Raw genomic sequence first — 22,826 nt, 5'->3', positions numbered from 1 at the left:
TTAATTAGTGCCACAAAAATTCGATTATATTATTATTGGAAGTGGCTTAGCAGGACTTCAGTTAGCGTATGCATTTGGTCAAGATCCTTTCTTCAAGAAATCAAAAATTGCGATCATAGACCCTTCTAAAAAAGAAACCAACGATAAAACATGGTGTTATTGGGAAAAGGGTGCTGGGAAATGGGATGAAATTATTACAAGGTCCTGGAAACAAGGTAAATTTATTTCTAAAGAAGCTAATTTAAACCTAAATCTAGATCCCTATTCTTATAAAATGCTGAGATCTTTAGATTTCTATAAATTTGTAAAAGCGGCATTAAAAGACAAATACAACTTTCATTTTATTTTAGACGAGATCGAGGTGATCGATGAAAAAAATACTATCGCATTAGGCAAAAAAGAAAACTATACTGCAACCCACTTTTTTGATAGTCGAATTAATTCGGGCTATTTAGAGGATTCAAGTAGCACCAAAATTTTTCAGCATTTTAAAGGCTTGCACATCAAAACAAATACTCCTGTTTTTGATACATCAACTTTTACAATGATGGATTTCAGATTAAAATTCCCGGATAGTACGAGTTTTACATACGTTTTACCTTTAAATGATTGTGAAGCACTATTAGAATATACGTTTTTTACCCCTTTCCTTACCGAGGAATCTATTTATGACACCTACCTAAAAACCTATATTAAGGATATTCTTAATGTTGAAGAATATGAAATTATTGGAACCGAAAAAGGAGTAATTCCTATGACCGATTATGATTTTCATGAAGCTAGTAGTCCAAAAGTGACCAAAATAGGAACTGCTGGATCTTGGGTAAAAGGATCTACTGGCTATTCATTTAAACATACCGAAAAAAAAATAGCTCTATTAATTCAAAACATCAAAACTGGGAAAGATCCTAAGAACGGCCTAACGAATGCTCGGTCTAGATGGTATGATGCTATTTTTCTAGATGTTTTAAACAGAAATAATGAGCTTGGGGAACAACTTTTCACTAAATTCTATTCAAAAAATACTCCTCAAGAAATATTCAAATACCTAGATGAAGAAACAAATATAGTAGAAGAGCTAAAAATAATGTTTAGTCTTTATGATTCTCAGTTTGTTCGTTCATTTTTCAGAAAACTATTCTAGTAGAAGTTTATCTATTGTTTTTCTAAGACTTTCACTGTTCCAATCTGCTGCGCCAATCTTTTTAATAACAATAGCGCCATCTTTATTTATTAAAAATGTTGTTGGCAGTGTATTCCCATTTAAAGGATCTGGAGCCTCACTTAAGGGTCTATAAGCCGGGAATGAATAGTTCTTTCGGTTTAAAAAACCTCTAACGGTTTCATGATCTTCAGAAGAAACAAATAAGAATTCCACTTTATCCTTATAATCTCGATATAGCAACTCAAAACTTGGCATTTCGGCGATACAAGGAGGACACCAGGTAGCCCAAAAATTAACAAGAACAACTTTGTTCTTTAAATCTACAAACTCTAATCTATCCTTATTGTTTTTTTCCAGAACCCACTTATAGTCTACAAGAGACTCTCTTTCCTCCTCTGACGTTACAGAAGGACTAAAAGCCAATAATTTATTTACAAAGATTTGTATGGGTTTACGGGTACCGGGAATGATCATCGCAAGAATTATTACAGCAATAATTATGTTAGACCATTGATTTTTAAAAAGCTTCATCTTCAAATATTCTTGTAACTATTGGACTCAAAAATTAGTCCCAAAGTTACTATCTATTTATCTAGATTGATTAATTTTTTGTTCAATTTACACAATTCCTTTTTCAAAAAATCTATTGCTTCCTCCATATTCTGAATCTTCCCCTTAGAAGCTATCTGGTGGTGAGGTAGCATTACGCTGCTAATTTTACCTCGCACAACCATTGCTTGGTATATCTCAGATTTACGTATTTTCTTTAGTTGTTCTGTTTCGAGTTCGTTATCGCTTTCTAAAAGAAGATAATCTGTGTTGTTATCAAGTCTAATACGTTTAATTAAAATACCGCTTTCGGTTACTAATAAAATCAAAGACCCATCTAAAATATTATCTATTTTAGGTTGATCTTGACAAATTAAAACGTCTCCGGAAAGAAGGGTGGGTGTCATGCTATCACCAGATACTTCAAATAATTTTTGTTCAAAAGCTGGATTAAACCCAGGAATTCGATACCAATCTGCAACTTCAAAACTATTCTCTTCATGAAAATTTTTAATAAAACCTGCATGCGCGGATGCTTTTATAAGCGGTATAAATCCGTTTGTTGGATCTATCCTAATCAAAAACTTTTCTCCTTTTAAAATAAAATCTGTCGTTACTTTATAGAGTTTGCTTAAATTAATAATATGGTCTACTGCTATCCCGTTTTGAGAGTTTTCAATTAAAGAATATGCAGCTTGGGAAATGTATAATTTTTCAGCCACTAGAGATTGAGAAAAACCATTTTGCCTACGTAAAGTTTTGAGTCTTTCACCAATAGATAATCTCTTATTCATCATAAATTTTCTTTTCTAATAAGTGAGGTTAATTGTTGGTGGTTTAGGACGAAGGTCGACTAATAAAACGTAGGGGATTATGTTTATAATGAATAATAATATAATGCTCTGAGAGTAGGACTTGCCGCGTTAATTTTTTGTTAAAAAATGTCTCAAATAAGAAAGATTATCGATTTATTTTAAATTTAAATCAACACTATTTAATGATTTGTTATTTAAATACCCGTAAATAATTACATATCAGTCAATTAAGTTGTACATTAGAATAATGCTAAAATATACTTAGATTCTTAATGAACTGTTAATTTTATTTTAGAATTTAATGCTTTAATTTACAATATTTTTTAAAGCTGATTTTTAAAAACTGTAGAATTCATTTAAGAAAATTGATTGAGCGATTGTAGGGTGTTGCTCGATTAGTATAAGAAGCTCGGAGAAATTTTTCCGAGTTTTTTATTTGTTTGATTATCAATATGATATCCAAATATATAATTAGTTGTGATTACTTTAAATATTTACCGATTATTGTAGCTTGCACTACCTATATGTTAATTGTTTGTTAAAGCCCAGCATGGCTCTTTGATAGCTTATTAAATCCCTAAATTTATTTTTTATTTGCACAGCGATTTTAACGGATTTTTCAACCCCTACCTTCTAAAATCGGTTTATTTCGAATTAAACACTATTCGAGATTAAACATAATTATATTATTTTATATATTGGTGTATACAAAGTAATTCGTGTATACAATTTTTTGTGTGTTTAATATAATTGATACGCAGCTTTTCTGACATTGATAATTGGTTGGTTAGTTAATAGTAGGGTATTGACTTTCATAACTAAAGAACCCCGGAAAATTAATTTTCCGGGGTTCGCTTTTTATAAAATGTAAGAGTATTACTTACTATTTATGCATTGTTCTGGATCTTTATCAAGTTCAATGCAGAACCTCGTTTAAACCACTCTATTTGAGAGTCGTTATACGTATGGTTTGCTTTAAAAGTATCCTTACTCCCATCTGCATGAACAACCTCTATAGACAAAGGTTTATCTGGTGCAAATTGAGCTAGATCTACTAAGTTGAAAGTATCATCTTCTTGAATAAGATCGTAATCCTTTTCATTTACAAAAGTGATTCCTAACATTCCTTGCTTTTTAAGGTTCGTCTCGTGAATTCTGGCAAAAGACTTCACTAATACAACCATAACCCCAAGATGTCTAGGCTCCATGGCTGCATGCTCTCTAGAAGACCCTTCTCCATAGTTGTGATCTCCCACTACTATAGTTGAAATTCCGGCAGCTTTGTATTTTCTAGCCACTGCAGGTACCCCATCGTACTCACCAGTAATCTGGCTTTTTACGAAGTTTGTCTTTTTATTAAAAGCGTTTATTGCTCCAATAAGCATGTTATTAGAAATATTATCTAAATGCCCTCTAAATCTTAACCATGGTCCAGCCATAGAAATATGATCTGTAGTACATTTTCCAAAGGCTTTAATAAGTAATTTTACTCCTGTAAGATTCTTACCATCCCAAGCTTCAAAAGGCTCCAATAATTGCAAGCGCTCACTATCTTCAGCAATCTTAATCACTACAGCACTTCCATCATCTGATGGCGCAACATATCCAGGATCTTTAACATCAAATCCTTTTGGAGGAAGTTCTATTCCAGTTGGTTCATCCAACATCACTTCTTCCCCATCTTCATTTAATAATTTATCTCTGGTTGGATCAAAATCCAATCTTCCAGAAATTGCTATCGCAGCAACCATTTCTGGAGAACCCACAAATGCATGGGTATTTGGATTCCCATCTGCTCTCTTAGAAAAGTTTCGGTTAAAAGAATGAACAATGGTATTTCTTTCATCTCCTTTTCTATCACTTCTATCCCATTGTCCTATACAAGGACCACAAGCATTCGTGAAAATGGTAGCATCCAAATCCTCAAAGATCTGAAGCAATCCATCTCTCTCTGCCGTAAATCGAATAGTTTCTGAACCTGGGTTGATACCGAAATCTGATTTTGCTTTTATTTTTTTATCTACGGCTTGCTTGGCTATTGATGCTGCTCTTGTAAGATCTTCATAAGATGAATTTGTACAAGAACCAATAAGACCCCAATCCACCTTTAAAGGCCAGTCATTCTCTTTAGCTTTCGCTCTCATTTCAGAAATAGGAGTTGCAAGATCTGGTGTAAATGGACCGTTCAAGTGAGGTTTTAATTCAGATAAATTAATTTCGATCACTTCATCAAAATATTGTTCTGGATTTGCATAAACCTCATCATCCCCAGTTAAATGCTCTCTAATTTCATTAGCTGCAGCAGCAACATCTTCTCTATTCGTAGCATTTAAATAACGTTCCATAGAATCGTCATAGCCAAATGTAGAAGTTGTAGCTCCTACTTCAGCACCCATGTTACAAATAGTTCCTTTTCCTGTACAAGACATAGATCGAGCACCTTCACCAAAATATTCAATAATTGCACCAGTACCACCTTTAACCGTTAGAATACCAGCTACTTTCAAAATAACATCTTTAGCAGAGGTCCATCCAGAAAGCTTACCAGTTAACTTAACTCCAATCAATTTTGGGAATTTTAGCTCCCATGCCATACCTGCCATAACATCTACAGCATCTGCACCACCAACTCCAATGGCAACCATTCCTAATCCACCTGCATTTACTGTATGTGAATCTGTTCCAATCATCATTCCTCCAGGAAAAGCATAATTTTCTAGCACTACTTGATGTATGATTCCCGCACCAGGTTTCCAAAATCCAATTCCATATTTGTTGGAAACAGATTCTAAAAATTCAAAAACTTCATGACTCGATTTATTTGCTGAAACTAAATCTATTGCTGCCCCCATTTTCGCTTGGATCAAGTGATCACAGTGAACAGTTGTAGGTACTGCAACATTCTTTTTTCCAGCTTGCATAAACTGAAGCAAAGCCATTTGTGCAGTAGCATCCTGACAGGCAATTCTATCTGGAGCAAAATCTACATAATCTTTACCACGTTTGAACGCTTGGTTAGAATCTGCATCCCATAAATGAGAATAAAGTATTTTTTCTGAAAGTGTTAAAGGTTTTCCAACAACTTCTCGCGCTTTATTTACACGATCTGCCATTTGGCTATAAACCTTTTTGATCATATCTATATCGTATGCCATATTTTATTTGATTTTATGTTCTAAAAAGTCTTGCAAATTTACGAAATCCAATCGAATTTTAAAAATTAGAACTAAATTTGAAGTATTATTGCGCATTACATAATTAACCAACCATTTAAGAATAGAAATTTATTAAATTGGCAATTTTGAATGATTAAATTGTTAAATCAACAATTAACGATTGCTGTTTAATTCGAAAATGATGGTTTTAACATTCTCTTGAATAAATAAACAGTAGGTGCAAAAGCGATGAGAAAAAACATAGACAAGATCCAAAATGTTTTATCCAAAATTGGTTTTTGAATCATGTCTGCCAATATAACGGCCCAAAAGAAAACCAAGAGAAATAATCCAAGCCAAAATAAAGACTCAGCATTTGTAGCATGTTGGTAATAGTAAATTGCGCAGAAAAAATATATCACATAAAAAAACTATGCTTACAACAATTCTATTTTTTTATTAAAAACTGAATCAAGTTAAAATAAAGATTTAATAATTTGATCTTCTGTGATCCCTTCTGCTTCAGCTTTATAATTTCTTATAATTCTATGCCTAAGAATTCCAGATGCAACTGCTTGTATATTTTCTATATCGGGAGAGAATTTTCCATTCAAAATAGCATGTGCTTTTGCTGCAAGCACCAAATTTTGTGATGCTCTAGGTCCGGCTCCCCAATCTACATAATTCTTTATAATCTCTGGGGTAGCTTCGCCATTTGGTCTACTCTTACCTACCATTCTTACCGCATATTCAATTACATTATCTGGCACCGGCACTCTTCTAACCAATTGCTGAATCTCTGTAATTTCTGAAGCTGAAAATAAAGGATTTACAACCTGCTCTATATTAGAAGTAGTTGCTTTTACTACATCTACTTCTTCTTGAAAAGAGGGGTAATCTAAATTAATAGCAAACATAAATCTATCCAATTGAGCTTCTGGTAATGGATAGGTTCCCTCCTGCTCTATTGGGTTTTGTGTTGCCAGAACAAAATAAGGGAAACTAAGTTTGTAATGATTCCCTGCAACAGTCACAGAACGTTCCTGCATAGCCTCCAACAAAGCTGCCTGAGTTTTAGGCGGTGTTCTATTTATCTCATCGGCAAGAATAATGTTAGAAAAAATAGGACCCTTAATAAATTTAAAATGCCTGTTCTCATCTAAGATTTCCGAGCCTAAAATATCACTTGGCATAAGATCTGGAGTAAACTGGATTCTTTTAAAATCCAGCCCCAAAGCCTTAGCTATGGTATTTACCATAAGAGTTTTTGCCAAGCCGGGAACTCCTATTAATAATGCATGACCTCCGGAAAAAATTGATAAGAGGATTTGATCTATAACTTCCTCTTGACCAACGATTACCTTCGCTATTTCTTTTTTAAGAAGTTGATGTTTATCAACTAAATTTTCTACAGCGGTGACATCAGACATTTTTGTGTTTTATTTTTTTAACCAATCACGATCAAAAGTACAATTACGGAATTCACCATTAATCTTAATATAGGTATTAGCTATTTTTTCGTTTTGCCATTCCCCTATTGCATCAAGTTGTTTATCTTGAAGCGCCAATCCCTTGATCTTCATATAATCTTGCACAAAATCTGCATCATGCGCCTTATACCTTTTGTTAACGGTGATAATTTTATAGAAAATCTTTCCTGTACGTTCTTGGTCTCTCAAAACTAATGAAACATCACCTTCATTTAAATTCACGACTTGCTCGTAAAGTTCTGGATCTATTTTGGTAAGTTCAAATCTAGTATCCCCGTTTGTCGGGTTTATTAACTTCCCGTTATTTGCCGCGGTTTGCTCTTCATCTGAAAATTGTTTTGCAGCAGCTCCAAAGGTGATCTCTTTATTTAAGATTTTAGCTCTTAAACTATCTACTTCAGCCTTCGCACTTTCTACAGTTGCGTTGGTAACATCTGGAATCAACAATATATGTCTGATCTCAAGATTTTGTCCAATCACTTTTTCAACTTTAATAATATGGTATCCAAATTGTGAAGCAAATGGCTCACTAACTTCCCCTTCTTGTAAACTAAAAGCAGTGTCTTTAAAATCTTTATCAAGACCATCCTTTCGAGTAATCACCATTCTACCACCATCGCTACTAGAACCTGGATCCTGTGAGTAAAGCACAGCTTTAGTTCCAAAACTTGCTCCATTATCTACGATATCCTCTCTAAATTGCTTCAGTCTATCTATTACCTTTTGCTTTTCAGTTTCAGGAACTTCAGGCTTAATAATAATTTGAGCGATTTCTACTTCATCCCCGAAATATGGTCTTTCTTCCGCTGCCATATTATCAAAAAATGAGCGAATTTCTTCAGGAGTAATTTCCACTTTCTCTATAATACTCTGTTGCATTCTTTTAGAAAGTTCCTGCTGCTTGTTAAGCTCAAATAATTCATTTCTAAAATCATCTTCAGAATCTCTTTTGTAGAAATTCAACACCTTTTGCATAGAACCAACTTGTCCCACCATTTGGGTAATTTGTTGATCTACATAATTTCTAACTTCAGCATCAGAAACCAAAATACTATCCTGAATTGCGTGGTGAGCATATAATTTATTTTCTAATAAACTCCCTGCTAACTGGCAATCTGTAATATCTTCAGTAGAAACACCTTGACTTTTAAGGTCTTTGTACATTAGGTCTACATCGCTCTCTAAAACCACATAGGCTCCAACAACCGCTGCAATACCATCAACTTTATATCGCTGAAATTCTGCCGACACCTCCTCAACTTCTACTACTTCTGTTGCAGGTTGAATCGCGGTGCTATCTGTTACAATTACTTCCTGTGCTTTAACGTTGCTATTAAACCCTATTAAGAGGGTTCCTATAGCTATACCTTTAATTATAAATTTCAAATTGTTTGTTTTCAATCGCATCTCTTGTTATATCTTTTTCTAATTCTTTTACCAAATTGGCTTTCCGCTTATTAAGCAGAATCTGTTTTATTGTGGAAACCGCATATTCTAGCGGGGCTTGGTCGTTCCTTAATAACACGTCATTTACATACACCAAATATACCTCTAATGAATCTTCAAGCTGAAGAAAATTTGACTTTTTTAAAAGTTGAGACTTATTGCCATCATTTAAAGGAACTATTCTATTATATACAGATTTAGTACTTACCCAAACCGAATCATTAAAGGAGTAGGATTTAAACTGAAGGGAAATCTTATCCAGCTCAGCTCTGTCCTCTTCATTAAACCTAATGAACTTCCTTTTCACATCATCGAAATCTAGATTAGTATTCAGATTAATAAATCTCAATTTCACAAGATCTTCATTCAGTCTAAAATTCTCCAGATGCTCATTGTAATATTCTTCAATTTCGTTCTGATTGAAAGTGGTGTCCAGTCTCTTGGAAACCATAGCATCTGCATAGGCTTTACTGTAAAGTTCGTTTTTATAGTTACTTACCAATTCATCAAATTCCTTTTGTTGCTCAATACTTAAATTAAATTTTGCCTTATCTATTAGTAATTGCTGAGTGGCCCATCTTTTAATAAAATCATTGACCATCAAAGTACTGTCTTCTTTAGAAACCCCTTCCCCAACCAAGGATTGAATGTCTTCTATATACAAATAGTTCTCATTAACCCGAGCCACTACTTCTTGTTCTTCTGCAGTTTGAAAATAATTACAACTTTGCAATAGGATTACGCAACCAAGGGATACTATAAATTTCGAAATATGATTCTCCATTGTAGGCAAATAACTTTAATAATAAAATGCATTTTCAATTAAAGCAGTATGACCTGAGTATTATAAAAATACAGCCGCAAAAATAATAATTCCTTAAGCTTATACAAGCTATAATGTGTAAACGATTCAAAATACGGGAAATTATGCCCTTCAAAATTAATTTTTCTGAAGTATCTTAGAAACTAAGCTAAAATGATACCAATATGAAATATTCAAAAGAAATTATCATCGATCTACCTAGGGAAGAAGTAATTGCCAAAATGGAAAATCCTGAAAATTTTAAGCATTGGCAAAAAGGCTTTATTTCCTACAAACATCTTAGCGGAAATCCAGGCCATGTAGATGCCCGTTCTAAATTGAAATATAAGATGGGAAAACGTGATATAGAAATGGTAGAGACTATAGAAAAAAATAACCTGCCTAAAAAGCTGTTTATGTCTTACGATGCAAAGGGAGTATGTAACAAACAGAAGAATTATTTTGAAGAAGTTGGAAACAATTCGACCAAATGGATATCAGATAATGAGTTTGAATGTTCGGGTTTCATGAAAATAATTGCAATTTTGACGCCGGGGTCTTTCAAAAAACAAACCTATATGTATATGAAAGATTTTAAAGCCTTTGCCGAAAATGGTAAAAGTGTCCTAAATCAATAAAAATAATGGAGAGACAAATTAAACTTATCTGGGATTTTAGAGGTCCCGAAGCACTACATATAGCTAAACACCATGAGATCCATTTAAAGGATTTTATTAAAGCTGAAAAAATTACTGATCGAGATCTAACAGGATATGAAGAAGTAAATGATTTACATGCTATTGCATATTGGGTTATTATGGAGTCTGAGATCAAAAAATATCGGGATGTATTAAAACCCAATAGAGCAACAGTTTATGAAAAGTGATCTTTTTAGGATTAAACTTATAATTATTTGATTGTCTCTATTATATTTGAAAAAATAAAAAAATCATGAAAAACGTTTTACTGGCCCTAGCCATTTTTATTACAAGCATTAGTCTTCAAGCGCAAACTAAAGTAGGAACTATAGATGCAGAATATATTCTTTCACAAATGCCTGAGGTTGCAGCGGTTGATGAAGGCTTAAAAGCCTATAACACCAAACTTCAGGAAGACGTGCAGGCAAACATTGTGAAATACGAAGAATTAGTAGCAAGTTATCAAACTAATAATTCCACATTTACTGAGGAAGAAAAGTCAACCAAAGAGTCTGAAATTATTTCAATTGAAAATGATATCAAAAATTTTAGACAGAAAGCTACCGTCCTTATGCAAGTAAGACGCAACGAATTAACACAACCTCTTTATTTGAAAATTGACGAGGCTATGAAAGTTATTATTACAAATGAAAAATACACTCAAATCTTCAATACAAGTGTGAATGGCTTGGCCTATTCAGACGAAAAGTATGATATTACCGATGCGGTGATGAGAAAGTTAGGTATAGAAGCTCCAAAAGAATAGTTTTAATTGGATTCAATAAAAAAGAGTGCTCCAAATAGAGCACTCTTTTTTATTGAAATAGTCTCAGTTTGAACGTATAGAAACCAAATTTATATTTCGACAAGCTCAATATGACAAAAATCTATCTACTGTAATTTGGAGATTCATTAGTGATTGCAACATCATGAGGATGACTTTCATTAATTCCAGAAGAAGTGATCTTTACAAACCTACCGGTCTCTTTTAAAGTTTCAATATCTTTTGCTCCGCAGTAACCCATTCCTGCTCTTATACCTCCAACAAATTGATGGATGCTTTCCTCCAGCTCTCCTTTGTAAGGCACTCTACCAACAATTCCTTCAGGAACTAATTTCTTAATATCGTCTTCTACATCTTGGAAATACCGGTCTTTGGAACCTTGTTTCATAGCTTCAACAGAACCCATTCCTCTGTAAGACTTAAATTTTCTACCTTCATAAATAATAGTCTCTCCAGGAGATTCCTTAGTTCCTGCAAGTAAAGATCCTAACATTACACAATCTGCTCCAGCTGCAATTGCTTTAGGAATATCTCCCGTATAGCGTATTCCACCATCTGCAATAACAGGAATTCCAGTTCCTTTAAGTGCGGCTGCAACTTCCAATACTGCAGAGAATTGAGGGAATCCTACTCCCGCTACAACTCTTGTGGTACAAATGGATCCAGGTCCAATTCCAACTTTTACAGCATCGGCACCAGCATCAACTAAATATTTAGCAGCTTCAGCAGTTGCAATATTTCCCACAACTACCTCTAAATCAGGAAATTTTGCCTTTATATTTTTTAATACCTCTACTACTCCTTTGGTATGTCCATGAGCAGTATCTATTATAATTGCATCTACCCCTGCTTTTACCAACGCGCTAGCACGTTCTACAGAATCTGCAGTAACACCAATAGCTGCTGCAACGCGAAGTCTTCCGTAGCTATCTTTATTTGCATTTGGTTTTAGGGTAAGTTTTGTAATATCACGAAAAGTAATAAGTCCAATCAATTTATCCTGATCGTTTACAACTGGTAACTTTTCAATTTTATTTTTTTGTAAGATCACCTCAGCTTCTTCTAGCGAAGTCCCTTCAGAAACAGTTACTAAATTTTCTGAAGTCATTACCTCAGCAATTGGCCTGTTATTGTTTTTTTCGAATCTTAGATCTCTGTTAGTTACAATACCTAGCAACTTTCCGTCTTTATCAATAATTGGAATTCCTCCAATACTGTGCTCCCTCATGTTGTTCTTGGCATCGATAACCTTAGCAGATAGAGGTAAGGTAACCGGATCTATGATCATTCCACTCTCCGCACGCTTCACCTTACGAACCTTCAAAGCTTGCTCCTCTATGCTCATGTTCTTATGTAAAACACCTATACCGCCTTCTCGAGCCATGGCAATAGCCATTTTACTCTCTGTAACCGTATCCATGGCAGCGGATATTATTGGCACATTAATAGTGATGTTTTTTGTGAATTTTGAGCGAATACTTACGTCTCTTGGTAGGATTTCGGAATATGCAGGAACCAATAATACGTCATCGTATGTAAGGCCTTCCCCAATGATTTTGGAATTGTGTGCAGTCATAGCAATTAAAGATTTAATTGCGTGCAAATGTACAATTTTTAATGTAAATATGAAAGTTACTTTTTAATTAATCTAATTAGCTATTAAACTCCAAAACATCCTTTGAATTAAAACCTATCTTAATTAAATCGGCTACATGCCTGTCCTTTGTAAGTACTGAAATTTTTTGCCCGCTGTCCAACCGCAACAATAATTGAGTGTCATGGCCTAAAAATGTTCTCCTTATTACCTGGGCATGGGTAACATGTTCACATTCTTCATTAATGGCAAAATTCTCGTTTCGTATGGCATGAGAACATTCAGGATTAAGCGGACATTGAAATGCTGACTGAAGTTCATTACTCAACTGAATTGTATTTCCGAACAACGAAGCCACATAGATCGATTTTGGTTTTGTATATAAATTTGCCGCCTCATCCTTCTGAATTAATTGACCATGCTGGAGGATTAAAATCTCATCTGCAACTGCCAATGCATCCTGGGTGTCATGAGTGACAAAAATAGCAGTAACCCCCGTTGCTTTAACAATCTCAAAGATCTCATTCCGAAGCTGCATCCTTAACATCGCATCCAAATTACTAAAAGGTTCGTCCAATATAAGTAAAGAGGGATTTGGGGCCAGCGCTCTTGCCAATGCAACTCTTTGCTGTTGCCCTCCGGAAAGCTGATGCGGATAGCGATCCTCCATTCCTCCCAAACCGACAAGATTTAAGACTTCGGTGGCCCTTTGGTTTTTATTTTTATCTTTTGAAATCCCGTAAAGGACATTTTTAAACAACGTCATATGAGGAAAGAGCGCATAATCCTGAAATACAAGACCTACTTTGCGCTTTTCTGGAGACACGAAGTTATTCAGGGAAGAGACCACTTTCCCATTAAGCCAAATACCTCCCTCATCTGGTGTCTCCAAACCTGCAATAAGCCGAACCAAGGTGGTTTTACCGCTACCGCTTTCTCCAACCAAAGCACAAACGTCTCCTTTCTTAAGATGAAAAGAAACATTCTTCAGGGCGAAACTTTTTCCTTTGTCAAAGCTTTTTGAAAGCGATTCGATCTCAAGCATAACCAATTATTATTTTATAAGTAATCTGTTCAAAAATATTACAGGAAGCATCACGGTAACTATAATGAATAAGGATGGGATAGCAGCTTCCATAACCATTTCGTCGCTGGCGTACTCATATGCTTTCACCGCAAGCGTATTCACATGAAAAGGTTTAAGTATTAATGTTAAAGGTAATTCTTTTAAAACATCGATAAAAACTAAAATAAAAGCACTTGCAATTCCCGTTCTTATAAGCGGAAATTCTATTCTAAAAAAAGTGCGAAGATTTCCTACTCCCAACATATTGGAGGAATCGGGAATGGCATTGCTCACCTTAAGCGCTGTGGATTCTATTGGGTTGTAAGCCACCGCAAGAAACCGCACAACATACGCGTAGATCAAGGTAACAAGCGTACCAGTAAGGATGAGCCCCAAATCTACATTAAATAGATAATCCATTACATCAATAAGCCATCTATCTAAAAAAATAGTTGGGATCATTATTCCAATTGCAACCACAGCTCCTGGAATGGCATATCCCAGAACCCCCAGTTTGGCTATATTTTTAATGAAACCTAATCGGCTCCATTTGGAGAAAAATATCAAAATCACAGCAATTATAACAGATACAATTGCGGTTATAAGGGCAATCCCAAAACTTTGAACCGATATCCTGAGAAAAGAAAGATTAAACACATTTTCATAGGTAAGGGTTGTCCAGTAGATCAATTGGGCAACGGGAAGTAAAAATCCCAGTACAACTGGCAGAAGAACCACAAAAAAAATGATAACTTGATTTTTTGGACTTATCTTTTTCCTGTTAATACGCATATTGTTATTCCCATTGCTGTTAAAGCGCAATTTTCTGCGCTGAAATTTTTCCAGAAGGATCAAACTAAAAACTATCACTATTAAAAGCGCTGAGAGATAAACGGCGGCTTCTGGTTCTTCGAGTGAAAACCAAGATCTAAAAATCCCAGTGGTGAAAGTATTTACCCCAAAATATTTTGCAGCACCATAATCATTCAAAACTTCCATCAATACTAAAATGAGCCCTGCTACAATTGCGGGTCTAGCCATTGGGAGCATTAATTTGAAGAATGTTTTTATCGGCCCAACGCCAAGCATTTCTGATGCTTCCATAAGACTGTTGGCTTGGTTTAAAAAGAAAGCTCTAGAACTAACATATACATAAGGAAAAAGGGATATCCCAAGGACAAAGGCCAAACCGCTTTTATTCATAATGTCAAACCGCACAAATTCCAATCCCGCAGCTTCCAGAATCAACTGAAGTGTCCCACCATAATCAAAGATACCGGCATAAGCATAGGCCACAATATATCCAGGAATAGCAAGCGGCAAAATAAGCAACCACTCCATTTGTTTTCTTAAAGGAAACTCATATCTAGCCACAAGCCAAGCTGTGGAAACTCCAAATAGCAAGACAATTGCCCCACAGGCAAAAATAAGAAACAGAGTATTTCCCAGATAATCCAGAAGTAGGTTGTCCACGATATGGTTCCAGGTCTCTCCAGGACCCGAGAAAAGTTTAACGCCTATGGAAACTATAGGCAAAACAATTAAAAACAGAATAAGTAAAGTGAAGATTGCCCACTTATTACTATCCCGTTTTAATCGTTTTAATCTATATTTAAAAGAAAAAATATTTTTACTTCCAGCCTGCTTCATCAAAAATCAATACCGCTTTTTTGTTGAACTCCCCAAGCTTGGAAAGCGTTAAAGAATCTGCTTTAAAATCACCCCATTGCTGCAAAAGCGGTGCAGGTTGAACACTAGAATTTATAGAATATTCATAATTTGAATTGGCAAACACCTCTTGTGCTTCCTTGGAAATAAGAAATTCTATAAATTTAACAGCATTTTCTTTATGCGGTGCATAACGTGCAACTCCCGCTCCGCTCACATTGATATGGGCCCCTCGACCGTCCTGATTTGGGAAAAATATTCCAACAGCTTCTGCGGCTTTAACTTCTTCGGGATTATCTGAATTTAGCATATTGCCTATATAGTAAGTATTTACTATGGCAATATCTCCTTCCCCTCCCACTAAGGCTTTTATCTGATCACGATCGTTTCCTTTTGGTCTTCGAGCCATATTTTTAACCATCGCCTCTGTCCATTTCCTAGCCTTATCCTCACCGTTATGAACGATAAGCGAAGCCAGTAGAGATTGATTGTAAATATTTTCTGAAGAACGAATAAGTATCTTTCCTTTCCATTTATCGTTTGCAAGATCCTCATAGGTTGTAAGATCGGTACTGTCTACCCTATCCTTTGAATATGCTATTACTCGCGCTCTTTTCGTTAAGCCAAACCAATAATTTTCGGAATCTTTTAGGTGCGGTGCAATTGTTCGGTTTAAAACATCGGACTCAATAGGTTGCAATAAATCTTGATCCTTTGCCCGGGTCAACCTGCCTGCGTCAACAGTTATTAATACATCTGCAGGGGATTGAGGTCCTTCAATAGACATTTTTTGAATCAACTCATCTGCACTTGCATTAATCACATTAACCTTTATACCTGTTGTTTCCTCAAATTGCTTGAATAAAAGCTGATCTGCAGCATAATGCCTGTGGGTATATACATTCACAACGTTTTCTGAAGATGATCCGTCTTTATTTGTGTCATTTTTACATGCACTAAATGTTACAAGTGCAATTAAAAATATAAACTTCTTCATTTTCTTGATATTTTAGGAAGGCAAATGTAACTATTTAGAATCGGTTTAAATAAAAAACACCAAATAATGAGGGATAAACTTTAATATATACCGGGCTTATTTAAATGTGAGATATAAAAGGAATAGGATACCTTAATTCAAATAACACTCAATTAGACGTAAATTCCAGCTGTAAAAAAATCAAAAACCTCGGGGTCAGTCCAAAAGATATTGCCTGAGATTTCGAGAGGAAAATACTTTCAAAAATTCAAAGCATCCCGAATCTATCAGGACGGGGAATTAAACCTTCAATTAATGATTAAATGAAGCCCAATACAAATATAACTCACTAATCTCTGTCAAGTCTCAAGAAGCAGCTACGGGAATTTTATACAATCAATGGGCTCAGCAAATTTCAGCCTAAACTATAACTTTATTTGTAATGTGGCATAGCAAGTTATAGGCTGAGCCGGAATAATTCCAGGACCAGGATAACCTGTAGCTCTTCGAGCAAAATAAGAATTATCCAATAGGTTGTTTATTCCTGTCTCCAATTTAAATTTACCTAAACTATAAGATGCTGAAAGATCCATTATTCCATAAGCAGGTACTGCTCCTTCTATCCCTCGATTATTTTCTGATTTTACCTGCGGAGCATTCGTAGCATCTGTAAACTGACTAGATAAATAGGTGTACTGTAAACCTGCAAGGAAATTTTTATACCCAAAGTTTAAACCTGTTTTCAAATTAACTTTTGGAATGAATTCAACTTCATTGCCTTTCACGTTGATCTCCTCAGAACTGCTATACTCAGAATTTGTAAATGCTGCATTTACAAAAGCACTCAACTGATAATTTTCTGCCGATTGAAAAAAGCTATTTCTTATATTCCATTCGGCAAATGTTTCAAGACCATAAATAAATGCGTCCCCTATATTTCCTCTAAACCTAACAAGTCTGCCGGTCTCCGCAAGTTCCCCTTGGGCGTTAACTCGCTCTTCAGGTCTGAGTACTTCCCCAATCCTGCCATTATATTTCAATGCGAAAACACTCGCATCATAGGATAAGAAGTCTTTTAACTGCCCGCGAATTCCAATATCTGAAGTAAATCCTTCTTCATCATTAATGTTTTCATCTACCTGTAAGCTTGGATTTACAACTCTAATATCACTAAATGTAACCGACCTGTAGTTTTGTGAAAAATTAGCGTAAAGCTCATTTGAAGCATTTAAATTATAGCTGCTTCCAACTCCAAGCAGAATAAAATTTCGTTCAAATTTTCGATCATCTTCAATAGTCTCATTCAACAAAGTATTTTCTGCGTTATCCTTTATTATGTTTTTATAAAAACCATCGGACTCGGTATTGATATACTCAAATCTGAAACCTGGAGTTACTGAAAAATTATTTGTGATATTAAAAATATTCTCACCAAAAAACGCAAGGTTTCTATTTGGAAATTCAAATACTGATTGTCTTTCGTAGTCTGGATATTCTGCTGTTGCAAAATCAAAATCTGGCCCTGCTGTAGCACTACCTGCTCCTTGCTGCTGTTGGTTGGAAGCCTGATAATATTTACTTCCCAATAAGAGGACTGATTCATCTTCAAACAAATCATATCTGGTCAACACTCTGGCTTCAGCTCCCCAGTTGGAAAAATCATCTACCAACAACTCCCTCGGCTCTTCAGGATCATCAGCCTGTGCTACTCTGTTTTGTCTAAATCCTAAAGCCTTACGTGTGGCATCGAGACCAAAAACGTTCAAACTAAAATCTGTCTTCTCAGAAAATTTGTGTTCCAGCTTCAGTGCAAAAAGATTCCAGTTTACATCAAACCAATTGCGGGAACGATTGCTGAAATCAGGATCATTATAAAATTGAGAGTCTGTTAATCCTCCTGGTTGCTGAGCTAAATAGTCTAAGTAGGTATATTCAAAGCTAATGTTGGTATTTTCATTAAATTTCCAGCCTAAATGTGCGAAGGCATTATGAGATTCATATTCTGAATTTGGCCTGAAACCTTTACCGCCCTTATAATTATAATAAGTATAATAGCTAAACTTTCCTACCGTTCCGCTAAGGCTGTTAAAGCTGGTTAAAAGATCATAAGAGCCTACAGATTGACGGGAAATGAGCTCTATCTCTTTATCTGGCACAGGGTCTTTAAATCTGAAATTTATTAGACCCCCAAACTGAGTACCATATTGTAAAGAGGCTGCACCACGTACCACCTGTATTTCTTTCAAAGCTTCTGGCGGCGGAGTATAATAACTTTCAGGATACCCCAACACATCAGCAGAAATGTCATAGCCATTTTGACGGGTATTAAAATTCTGCGTTCTATTGGGATCCAATCCCCTACCACCAATATTCAATTGTAAACCGGCATCTCCGTTATCGTAAATATTCAATCCCACAACCTGGCTATAGATCTGTCTTGCATTATTTGCCGCCAGATTTGCAGATACTTTATCCATTACCACCACCTCACTTTTCTTTCCCGCATAGATAGCAGTACCCTCTACTTTTCGCAATTTTCTTAAAGCGAATATCTGCTCTCTTCTATTGGTGATCATTACTTCATTAAGACTTTCTGCCAGTGGAGAAAGTTCAAAATTGATTTTAGTATTCCCAGTTATAGATAACTCCCGTTCTATGATCTCATATTCGTAACTAAATACCGCAAATACATAAGTTCCCTCTTTTATGGAATTAAATTCAAATTCTCCATTTTCATTAGCTACAGTTGGTTTTCCGGTGGTCTTATTCCAAATTTCGGCATTTGGAACAGGCTGACCGGTTTCTGAAGAAGTCACTTTTCCACTTAATGAATATTGAGCATTCATAAACAGGCTAAAAAAGAAAAATATACTAAAGACCTTTAATTTCATCATAAAATGGTAAAATGAATGTTTTGTGTTTAAAAGAGTCGGCAAAATTAAGCAAATTAACATCGGCACCTATAAAGGGCTTACTTTTTCTACCGTTAAGACCTACATAACTTTCTACATAGACTTCAATATTGCTATGACCCTCTTTTCTGAAATGATCTGCAAGAAAATGAGCGTATTGTAAAATAAAATCGGGTTGAAAAGACATCTGCTTTTCTTGAAATGGAGTTAGAAAATCTGAATTATTCACATAGAATCTTTTGCCGGAATCTGCATCTACAACTTTAAATTCGGCATATCCCGCTTTCTCCATTAGCATTACTCGCCATGAGAATCTAAAGCCTTCTTCTGTCCAGAATAGTTCGTTGGGATACAGTAAATATCGCCAAGGAAATAATAATTGAACAAGGAAAAATATAGCAACAACCGAAATTTTAAATTTTCTATTTCCTGGTTTACTAAAGAGTAACTTATTATTATCAAATTTCACTTTACTTATATTCAACCATGAAGAAATTTTATTCAAAATTTGGTGATGTACCTGTGGGCTGAAGAATATTAGTGCACTAATTATCATGATGTAAGGAAACATCCCAATAGGAAATAAAACCCGTGTGATTACGTGAAAAACGATCACTGCCAAAAATGCAACAAATCGCGTTCTTTTGTATAATAGTAAAAAAGGTATTAAAAGATCATAGAGCATACCGCTCCAACTGAATACATAAGGAACCCATTCCTGTTGCATAAGATCTCCAAAAAAAGGCAGATCATATTTTGAAGGGAGCCAGATCTTTAATGGCATAGCATTAATTAACCAATCTGAATTAAGTTTAGCGAGACCGGCATAAAAATAGACCATTGCAAGCAAAAGCTTAATTGAATCTATGCACCAGCGTGGAATTTTTTGAAAAGCTTTTCCTGAATTCTTCCACGCATCTAAAGAGAAGTAGGAACTCGCCGGTAAAAAAATTAGTAAGAAGCTAAGAATACTTATAAAATAATAATGGTTTAAATAAGTGGTCTTGTCCATTAGTTCGATATAGGTGAAACTAAGGAAAAAAGTGATGATAGCAATTCTATATTTATAACCTATCGCAACAAAAAAGGCTGCGGCTCCACATACTATAAAAAGCAAATAGGTGAAATCGCCAAGCGGTTTCACCCATTCAAATCCATAATAACTAAAATGAAATTTTGGAGTTATATAAAGTTTTTCAATCCATCCATTCAGATAAAAACGTATAATACTGGCCAACATCATTATTCCAAAACCTATGCGAAAAACTGCTAATGGAGCGGCATCGGTATAAGAATTAAGATATTTTGTTATGGACCGCCTCATCTGCTACCTACTAATCTCCGTCTGAGTCTACGTAGTTTATGCTGATTGAAAGCGCCTGAACCATATCTAATTTTAATAGAACCACCCCTTTCTGAAGTTCATCAAACGCAACCAGCATCAATGTATTATTTGTTTGTACCTGACTTTTAAAACTAGTATCGAGATTATTAGCCTGAGAATTGATTGTGCCAAACTGGCTAAGAATATCATTTGCGAGATCACCTCTGTCCAGAAATTCTAAATACTGCTTATAGCTCTTACCGGTCTGACTGGCATTGTAATGTTTTCCGTTGAAAAAATTCTGAGTAGTTTTTAAAGCTTGCAGATAAAGTTTTTTAGAAAGATCTGCTGAATAGTATGCCTCCACATTAATTGGAGAAGGTGTTCCAGTAAATGCACCCGCTGGATAACCTATCTTCCCTGATCGAAGAAAAGTCTCATAATACATGATGAATTTATTGGTAAACTTATCTACAGAACCAGTACTTGAAGAACTTGTACTACTAACAAATGTATCTCTATAATCACCTTGCCAAGAAGAATTCACTTCTGTAGTTAGTGAGTTTATTCTTTTAGATACATCTAAAAGATAGTTTCTATAGTTTTCAGAAGAATATTTGGCAACTATTTCTGCATCTACCGCACCTATCCCATTCAAAAGATAATCCAGTGCAGGAAAACCCTGCTTTGTAAAGCTGGAAGGCAATTCTAAATTATGCGAACCACTAGCTATCTTACTTTCAACTTCTGAAGTCGACAGTGGATAAGTATTTAGAAACCTTCTGTAACTTAGCTCCTCTGCTCTACCAATATCAAACATTGCAACTGTTTGAAAATCGAGGTAAGAACTTTCGAATTGACTTCTTAAGGCAACTAGGTTTTCTTCAGAAGGGTTTGAAGTAAAAGCAATTGTAAGATCTTCTAATTGCTGAGTTGAACTTTTGAAATTATCAAAAGACGGAACAATTATATTATCGGCCCAATTCTCCAACATCGCTCCGCGATCAAAAGTATTGACCTCATTGTTTCCACTACCTTCATCTTCTGAAGAGCATGCAGTAAAAATCAAAGACGCAAAAATTAAAATTCTAGAAAATTTTTTCATAATTAAAAATATTAAAAACTGGAGCTTATAAAAATAATGCTCCGGCTAATTGTTTTATTCTGCTGCATCAGCAACACTAAATCCAAAGGCCCCTGCGATCTCTTCAGAGATGCTATCCAATGTTTCTGGAGTTACATCCCAAAAACCATTTCCTTCTAATAATTGCTCCTTGTACATAGCTACCTTTTCCTTTGATATGTATGGCATGTCAGTACCTGGATTATTAGTAAATCTAAGACTGTATATGAAACCGAAGCCTTCTGAAAGCTCATGAAAAGCAGCTCCTTTATTATCCTCAGCTAAAGCAGATTTACCTCCTTGAAGATAATGTACCGCTCTTACTGCGATCACCGTTGAAATATTCTCTTGAATAATAGCAACTTGCTCATCACGGGTTTGATAATCTCCTGCTACAATTGCCGCTCGACCTGTTTTAAAAGCTTCAAAAGTACTTTCCGCTAATCCGGCAAAGTTCTCATTAGCATCAACCTGACCTAAATAATTGAAAAGTAAACGATCGTCACTTTCATTTAATTTCGAATTAGGATTAGCAGTTGGGATAGAAGGGTCACCATAAAGGTATCCATAAGCCTCATCCCATTTATGCTCCATGGTAGTATAAAGCTCTCCTTCTTCTAGAACCTTTGCATCGTTATTTGAACGGTTATCTGCTTCATCCAATACAAGTTTAGACAGATAATTATTAAGGATCTGATCTGCAAGGAATCCACCTATTAAACCTTTAGCAAATGCCTGATTCAACTCAAGTCCTTTCTCATTAACGTAACGTACACTTGAACCCTGAGCAATTTGCCCGGAAACACCGGCTTCCGCCAAAACATCTTTATTTTCCTTTACAGTAGTGAACTGCCCAGAAATATAAGAATCAAAATCATTTTTAATCTCTGAACTTTCTACAGTATTTGCAGAAAAATATAGACTTGAAGCAGCTACTTTAGATTTTACACTTTTTGAAGATTCATTTAGGCTAGCATTTTCAAACGGAGAGTTTTCATTGGAAAACATGTTCAATAATAATTCTTCTGAAGCATTATCAAAGTCTGTAAAGTTAGAGAATAACTCCGCGGACATTTGTAATCTTGTAGTCTGACCATTATAGTCTACTGTAGAACTATTATCTCTTTCGAAGGTGTAATTTACAGGAGTTTCAATATTATTATCTCCGGGCTTAGGGGTATCATCAGATGTACATGAAAGCAATGTTAGGCTTCCTATGATTGCTGATAAAAATATTTTTCTCATCTTCTTTTATTTAG

General features: G+C 35.2%; 18 protein-coding genes. 4 read left to right on the top strand and 14 right to left on the bottom strand.

The window, feature by feature from the left end:
- The first annotated feature begins 7 nt into the window (after window positions 1-7).
- Window positions 8-1,144 (top strand): lycopene cyclase family protein, encoded by a 1,137-nt coding sequence (locus H033_RS0108205; RefSeq protein ID WP_026837876.1) that lies wholly within the window; start codon window positions 8-10, stop codon window positions 1,142-1,144.
- Here the strand turns inward: H033_RS0108205 and H033_RS0108200 are convergent.
- The 6 genes from H033_RS0108200 to H033_RS0108175 form a co-directional block, all read right to left on the bottom strand.
- Window positions 1,136-1,696 carry a TlpA family protein disulfide reductase gene (locus tag H033_RS0108200; protein WP_026837875.1) on the bottom strand — a complete coding sequence of 187 codons (561 nt, stop codon included), beginning with the start codon at window positions 1,694-1,696 and terminating at the stop codon, window positions 1,136-1,138. The two genes, H033_RS0108205 and H033_RS0108200, sit on opposite strands and share 9 nt — an antisense overlap.
- A gap of 53 nt (window positions 1,697-1,749) precedes the next feature.
- On the bottom strand, window positions 1,750-2,511 hold the full coding sequence (locus H033_RS0108195) for an XRE family transcriptional regulator (RefSeq protein ID WP_231367577.1): 762 nt from the start codon (window positions 2,509-2,511) through the stop codon (window positions 1,750-1,752).
- A 905-nt stretch (window positions 2,512-3,416) separates the two neighbouring features.
- Window positions 3,417-5,684, bottom strand: a complete 2,268-nt coding sequence (locus tag H033_RS0108190) for an aconitate hydratase (RefSeq protein WP_026837873.1) — start codon at window positions 5,682-5,684, stop codon at window positions 3,417-3,419.
- A 476-nt stretch (window positions 5,685-6,160) separates the two neighbouring features.
- Window positions 6,161-7,114, bottom strand: a complete 954-nt coding sequence (locus H033_RS0108185) for an AAA family ATPase (protein WP_026837872.1) — start codon at window positions 7,112-7,114, stop codon at window positions 6,161-6,163.
- A 9-nt stretch (window positions 7,115-7,123) separates the two neighbouring features.
- Window positions 7,124-8,581 carry a peptidylprolyl isomerase gene (locus H033_RS0108180; protein ID WP_026837871.1) on the bottom strand — a complete coding sequence of 486 codons (1,458 nt, stop codon included), beginning with the start codon at window positions 8,579-8,581 and terminating at the stop codon, window positions 7,124-7,126.
- Window positions 8,544-9,404: a hypothetical protein gene (locus H033_RS0108175; RefSeq protein ID WP_034886171.1), complete on the bottom strand. Its 861-nt coding sequence runs from the start codon at window positions 9,402-9,404 to the stop codon at window positions 8,544-8,546. Before H033_RS0108175 ends, H033_RS0108180 begins: the two co-directional genes overlap by 38 nt.
- A gap of 203 nt (window positions 9,405-9,607) precedes the next feature.
- On the opposite strand from H033_RS0108175, the gene H033_RS0108170 reads away from it, so the two are divergent.
- The 3 genes from H033_RS0108170 to H033_RS0108160 all read left to right on the top strand — a co-directional run bounded on the left by H033_RS0108170 (window position 9,608) and on the right by H033_RS0108160 (window position 10,886).
- Window positions 9,608-10,060 carry an SRPBCC family protein gene (locus H033_RS0108170; RefSeq protein WP_026837869.1) on the top strand — a complete coding sequence of 151 codons (453 nt, stop codon included), beginning with the start codon at window positions 9,608-9,610 and terminating at the stop codon, window positions 10,058-10,060.
- A gap of 5 nt (window positions 10,061-10,065) precedes the next feature.
- Window positions 10,066-10,308 (top strand): hypothetical protein, encoded by a 243-nt coding sequence (locus H033_RS0108165; protein ID WP_026837868.1) that lies wholly within the window; start codon window positions 10,066-10,068, stop codon window positions 10,306-10,308.
- A gap of 65 nt (window positions 10,309-10,373) precedes the next feature.
- Window positions 10,374-10,886: an OmpH family outer membrane protein gene (locus H033_RS0108160; protein ID WP_026837867.1), complete on the top strand. Its 513-nt coding sequence runs from the start codon at window positions 10,374-10,376 to the stop codon at window positions 10,884-10,886.
- Window positions 10,887-11,007: 121 nt separating this feature from the next.
- Here H033_RS0108160 and guaB read toward each other — a convergent pair whose 3' ends face one another.
- From guaB to H033_RS0108120, 8 genes are all read right to left on the bottom strand, one after another.
- Entirely contained in the window at window positions 11,008-12,480 is a 1,473-nt protein-coding gene (guaB, locus tag H033_RS0108155; protein WP_026837866.1) for an IMP dehydrogenase, read from the bottom strand.
- A 76-nt stretch (window positions 12,481-12,556) separates the two neighbouring features.
- The gene (locus tag H033_RS0108150) at window positions 12,557-13,543 is read right to left on the bottom strand and encodes an ABC transporter ATP-binding protein (RefSeq protein WP_026837865.1); all 987 of its coding nucleotides are present in this window, start codon (window positions 13,541-13,543) and stop codon (window positions 12,557-12,559) included.
- Between the two features lie 9 nt (window positions 13,544-13,552).
- On the bottom strand, window positions 13,553-15,214 hold the full coding sequence (locus tag H033_RS0108145) for an ABC transporter permease (RefSeq protein ID WP_026837864.1): 1,662 nt from the start codon (window positions 15,212-15,214) through the stop codon (window positions 13,553-13,555).
- Window positions 15,195-16,229: a Fe(3+) ABC transporter substrate-binding protein gene (locus H033_RS0108140; protein WP_026837863.1), complete on the bottom strand. Its 1,035-nt coding sequence runs from the start codon at window positions 16,227-16,229 to the stop codon at window positions 15,195-15,197. The genes H033_RS0108145 and H033_RS0108140 overlap by 20 nt, the downstream gene beginning before the upstream one ends.
- Window positions 16,230-16,633: 404 nt before the next feature.
- Window positions 16,634-19,099 carry a TonB-dependent receptor gene (locus H033_RS0108135; protein ID WP_026837862.1) on the bottom strand — a complete coding sequence of 822 codons (2,466 nt, stop codon included), beginning with the start codon at window positions 19,097-19,099 and terminating at the stop codon, window positions 16,634-16,636.
- Window positions 19,080-20,444: an HTTM domain-containing protein gene (locus H033_RS0108130; protein ID WP_026837861.1), complete on the bottom strand. Its 1,365-nt coding sequence runs from the start codon at window positions 20,442-20,444 to the stop codon at window positions 19,080-19,082. The genes H033_RS0108135 and H033_RS0108130 overlap by 20 nt, the downstream gene beginning before the upstream one ends.
- Before the next feature lie 10 nt (window positions 20,445-20,454).
- Complete coding sequence (locus H033_RS0108125; RefSeq protein ID WP_026837860.1) at window positions 20,455-21,549, bottom strand: imelysin family protein; 1,095 nt, start codon at window positions 21,547-21,549, stop codon at window positions 20,455-20,457.
- A gap of 54 nt (window positions 21,550-21,603) precedes the next feature.
- Window positions 21,604-22,812 carry a DUF4856 domain-containing protein gene (locus H033_RS0108120; RefSeq protein ID WP_026837859.1) on the bottom strand — a complete coding sequence of 403 codons (1,209 nt, stop codon included), beginning with the start codon at window positions 22,810-22,812 and terminating at the stop codon, window positions 21,604-21,606.
- Window positions 22,813-22,826: the final 14 nt, after the last annotated feature.

This window comes from Gillisia sp. JM1 (assembly GCF_000424645.1).
Classification (GTDB): Bacteria; Bacteroidota; Bacteroidia; order Flavobacteriales; family Flavobacteriaceae; genus Gillisia.
The sequence above is the reverse complement of the archived record's forward strand: the minus strand, read 5'-3'. Positions and strand labels throughout refer to the sequence as shown.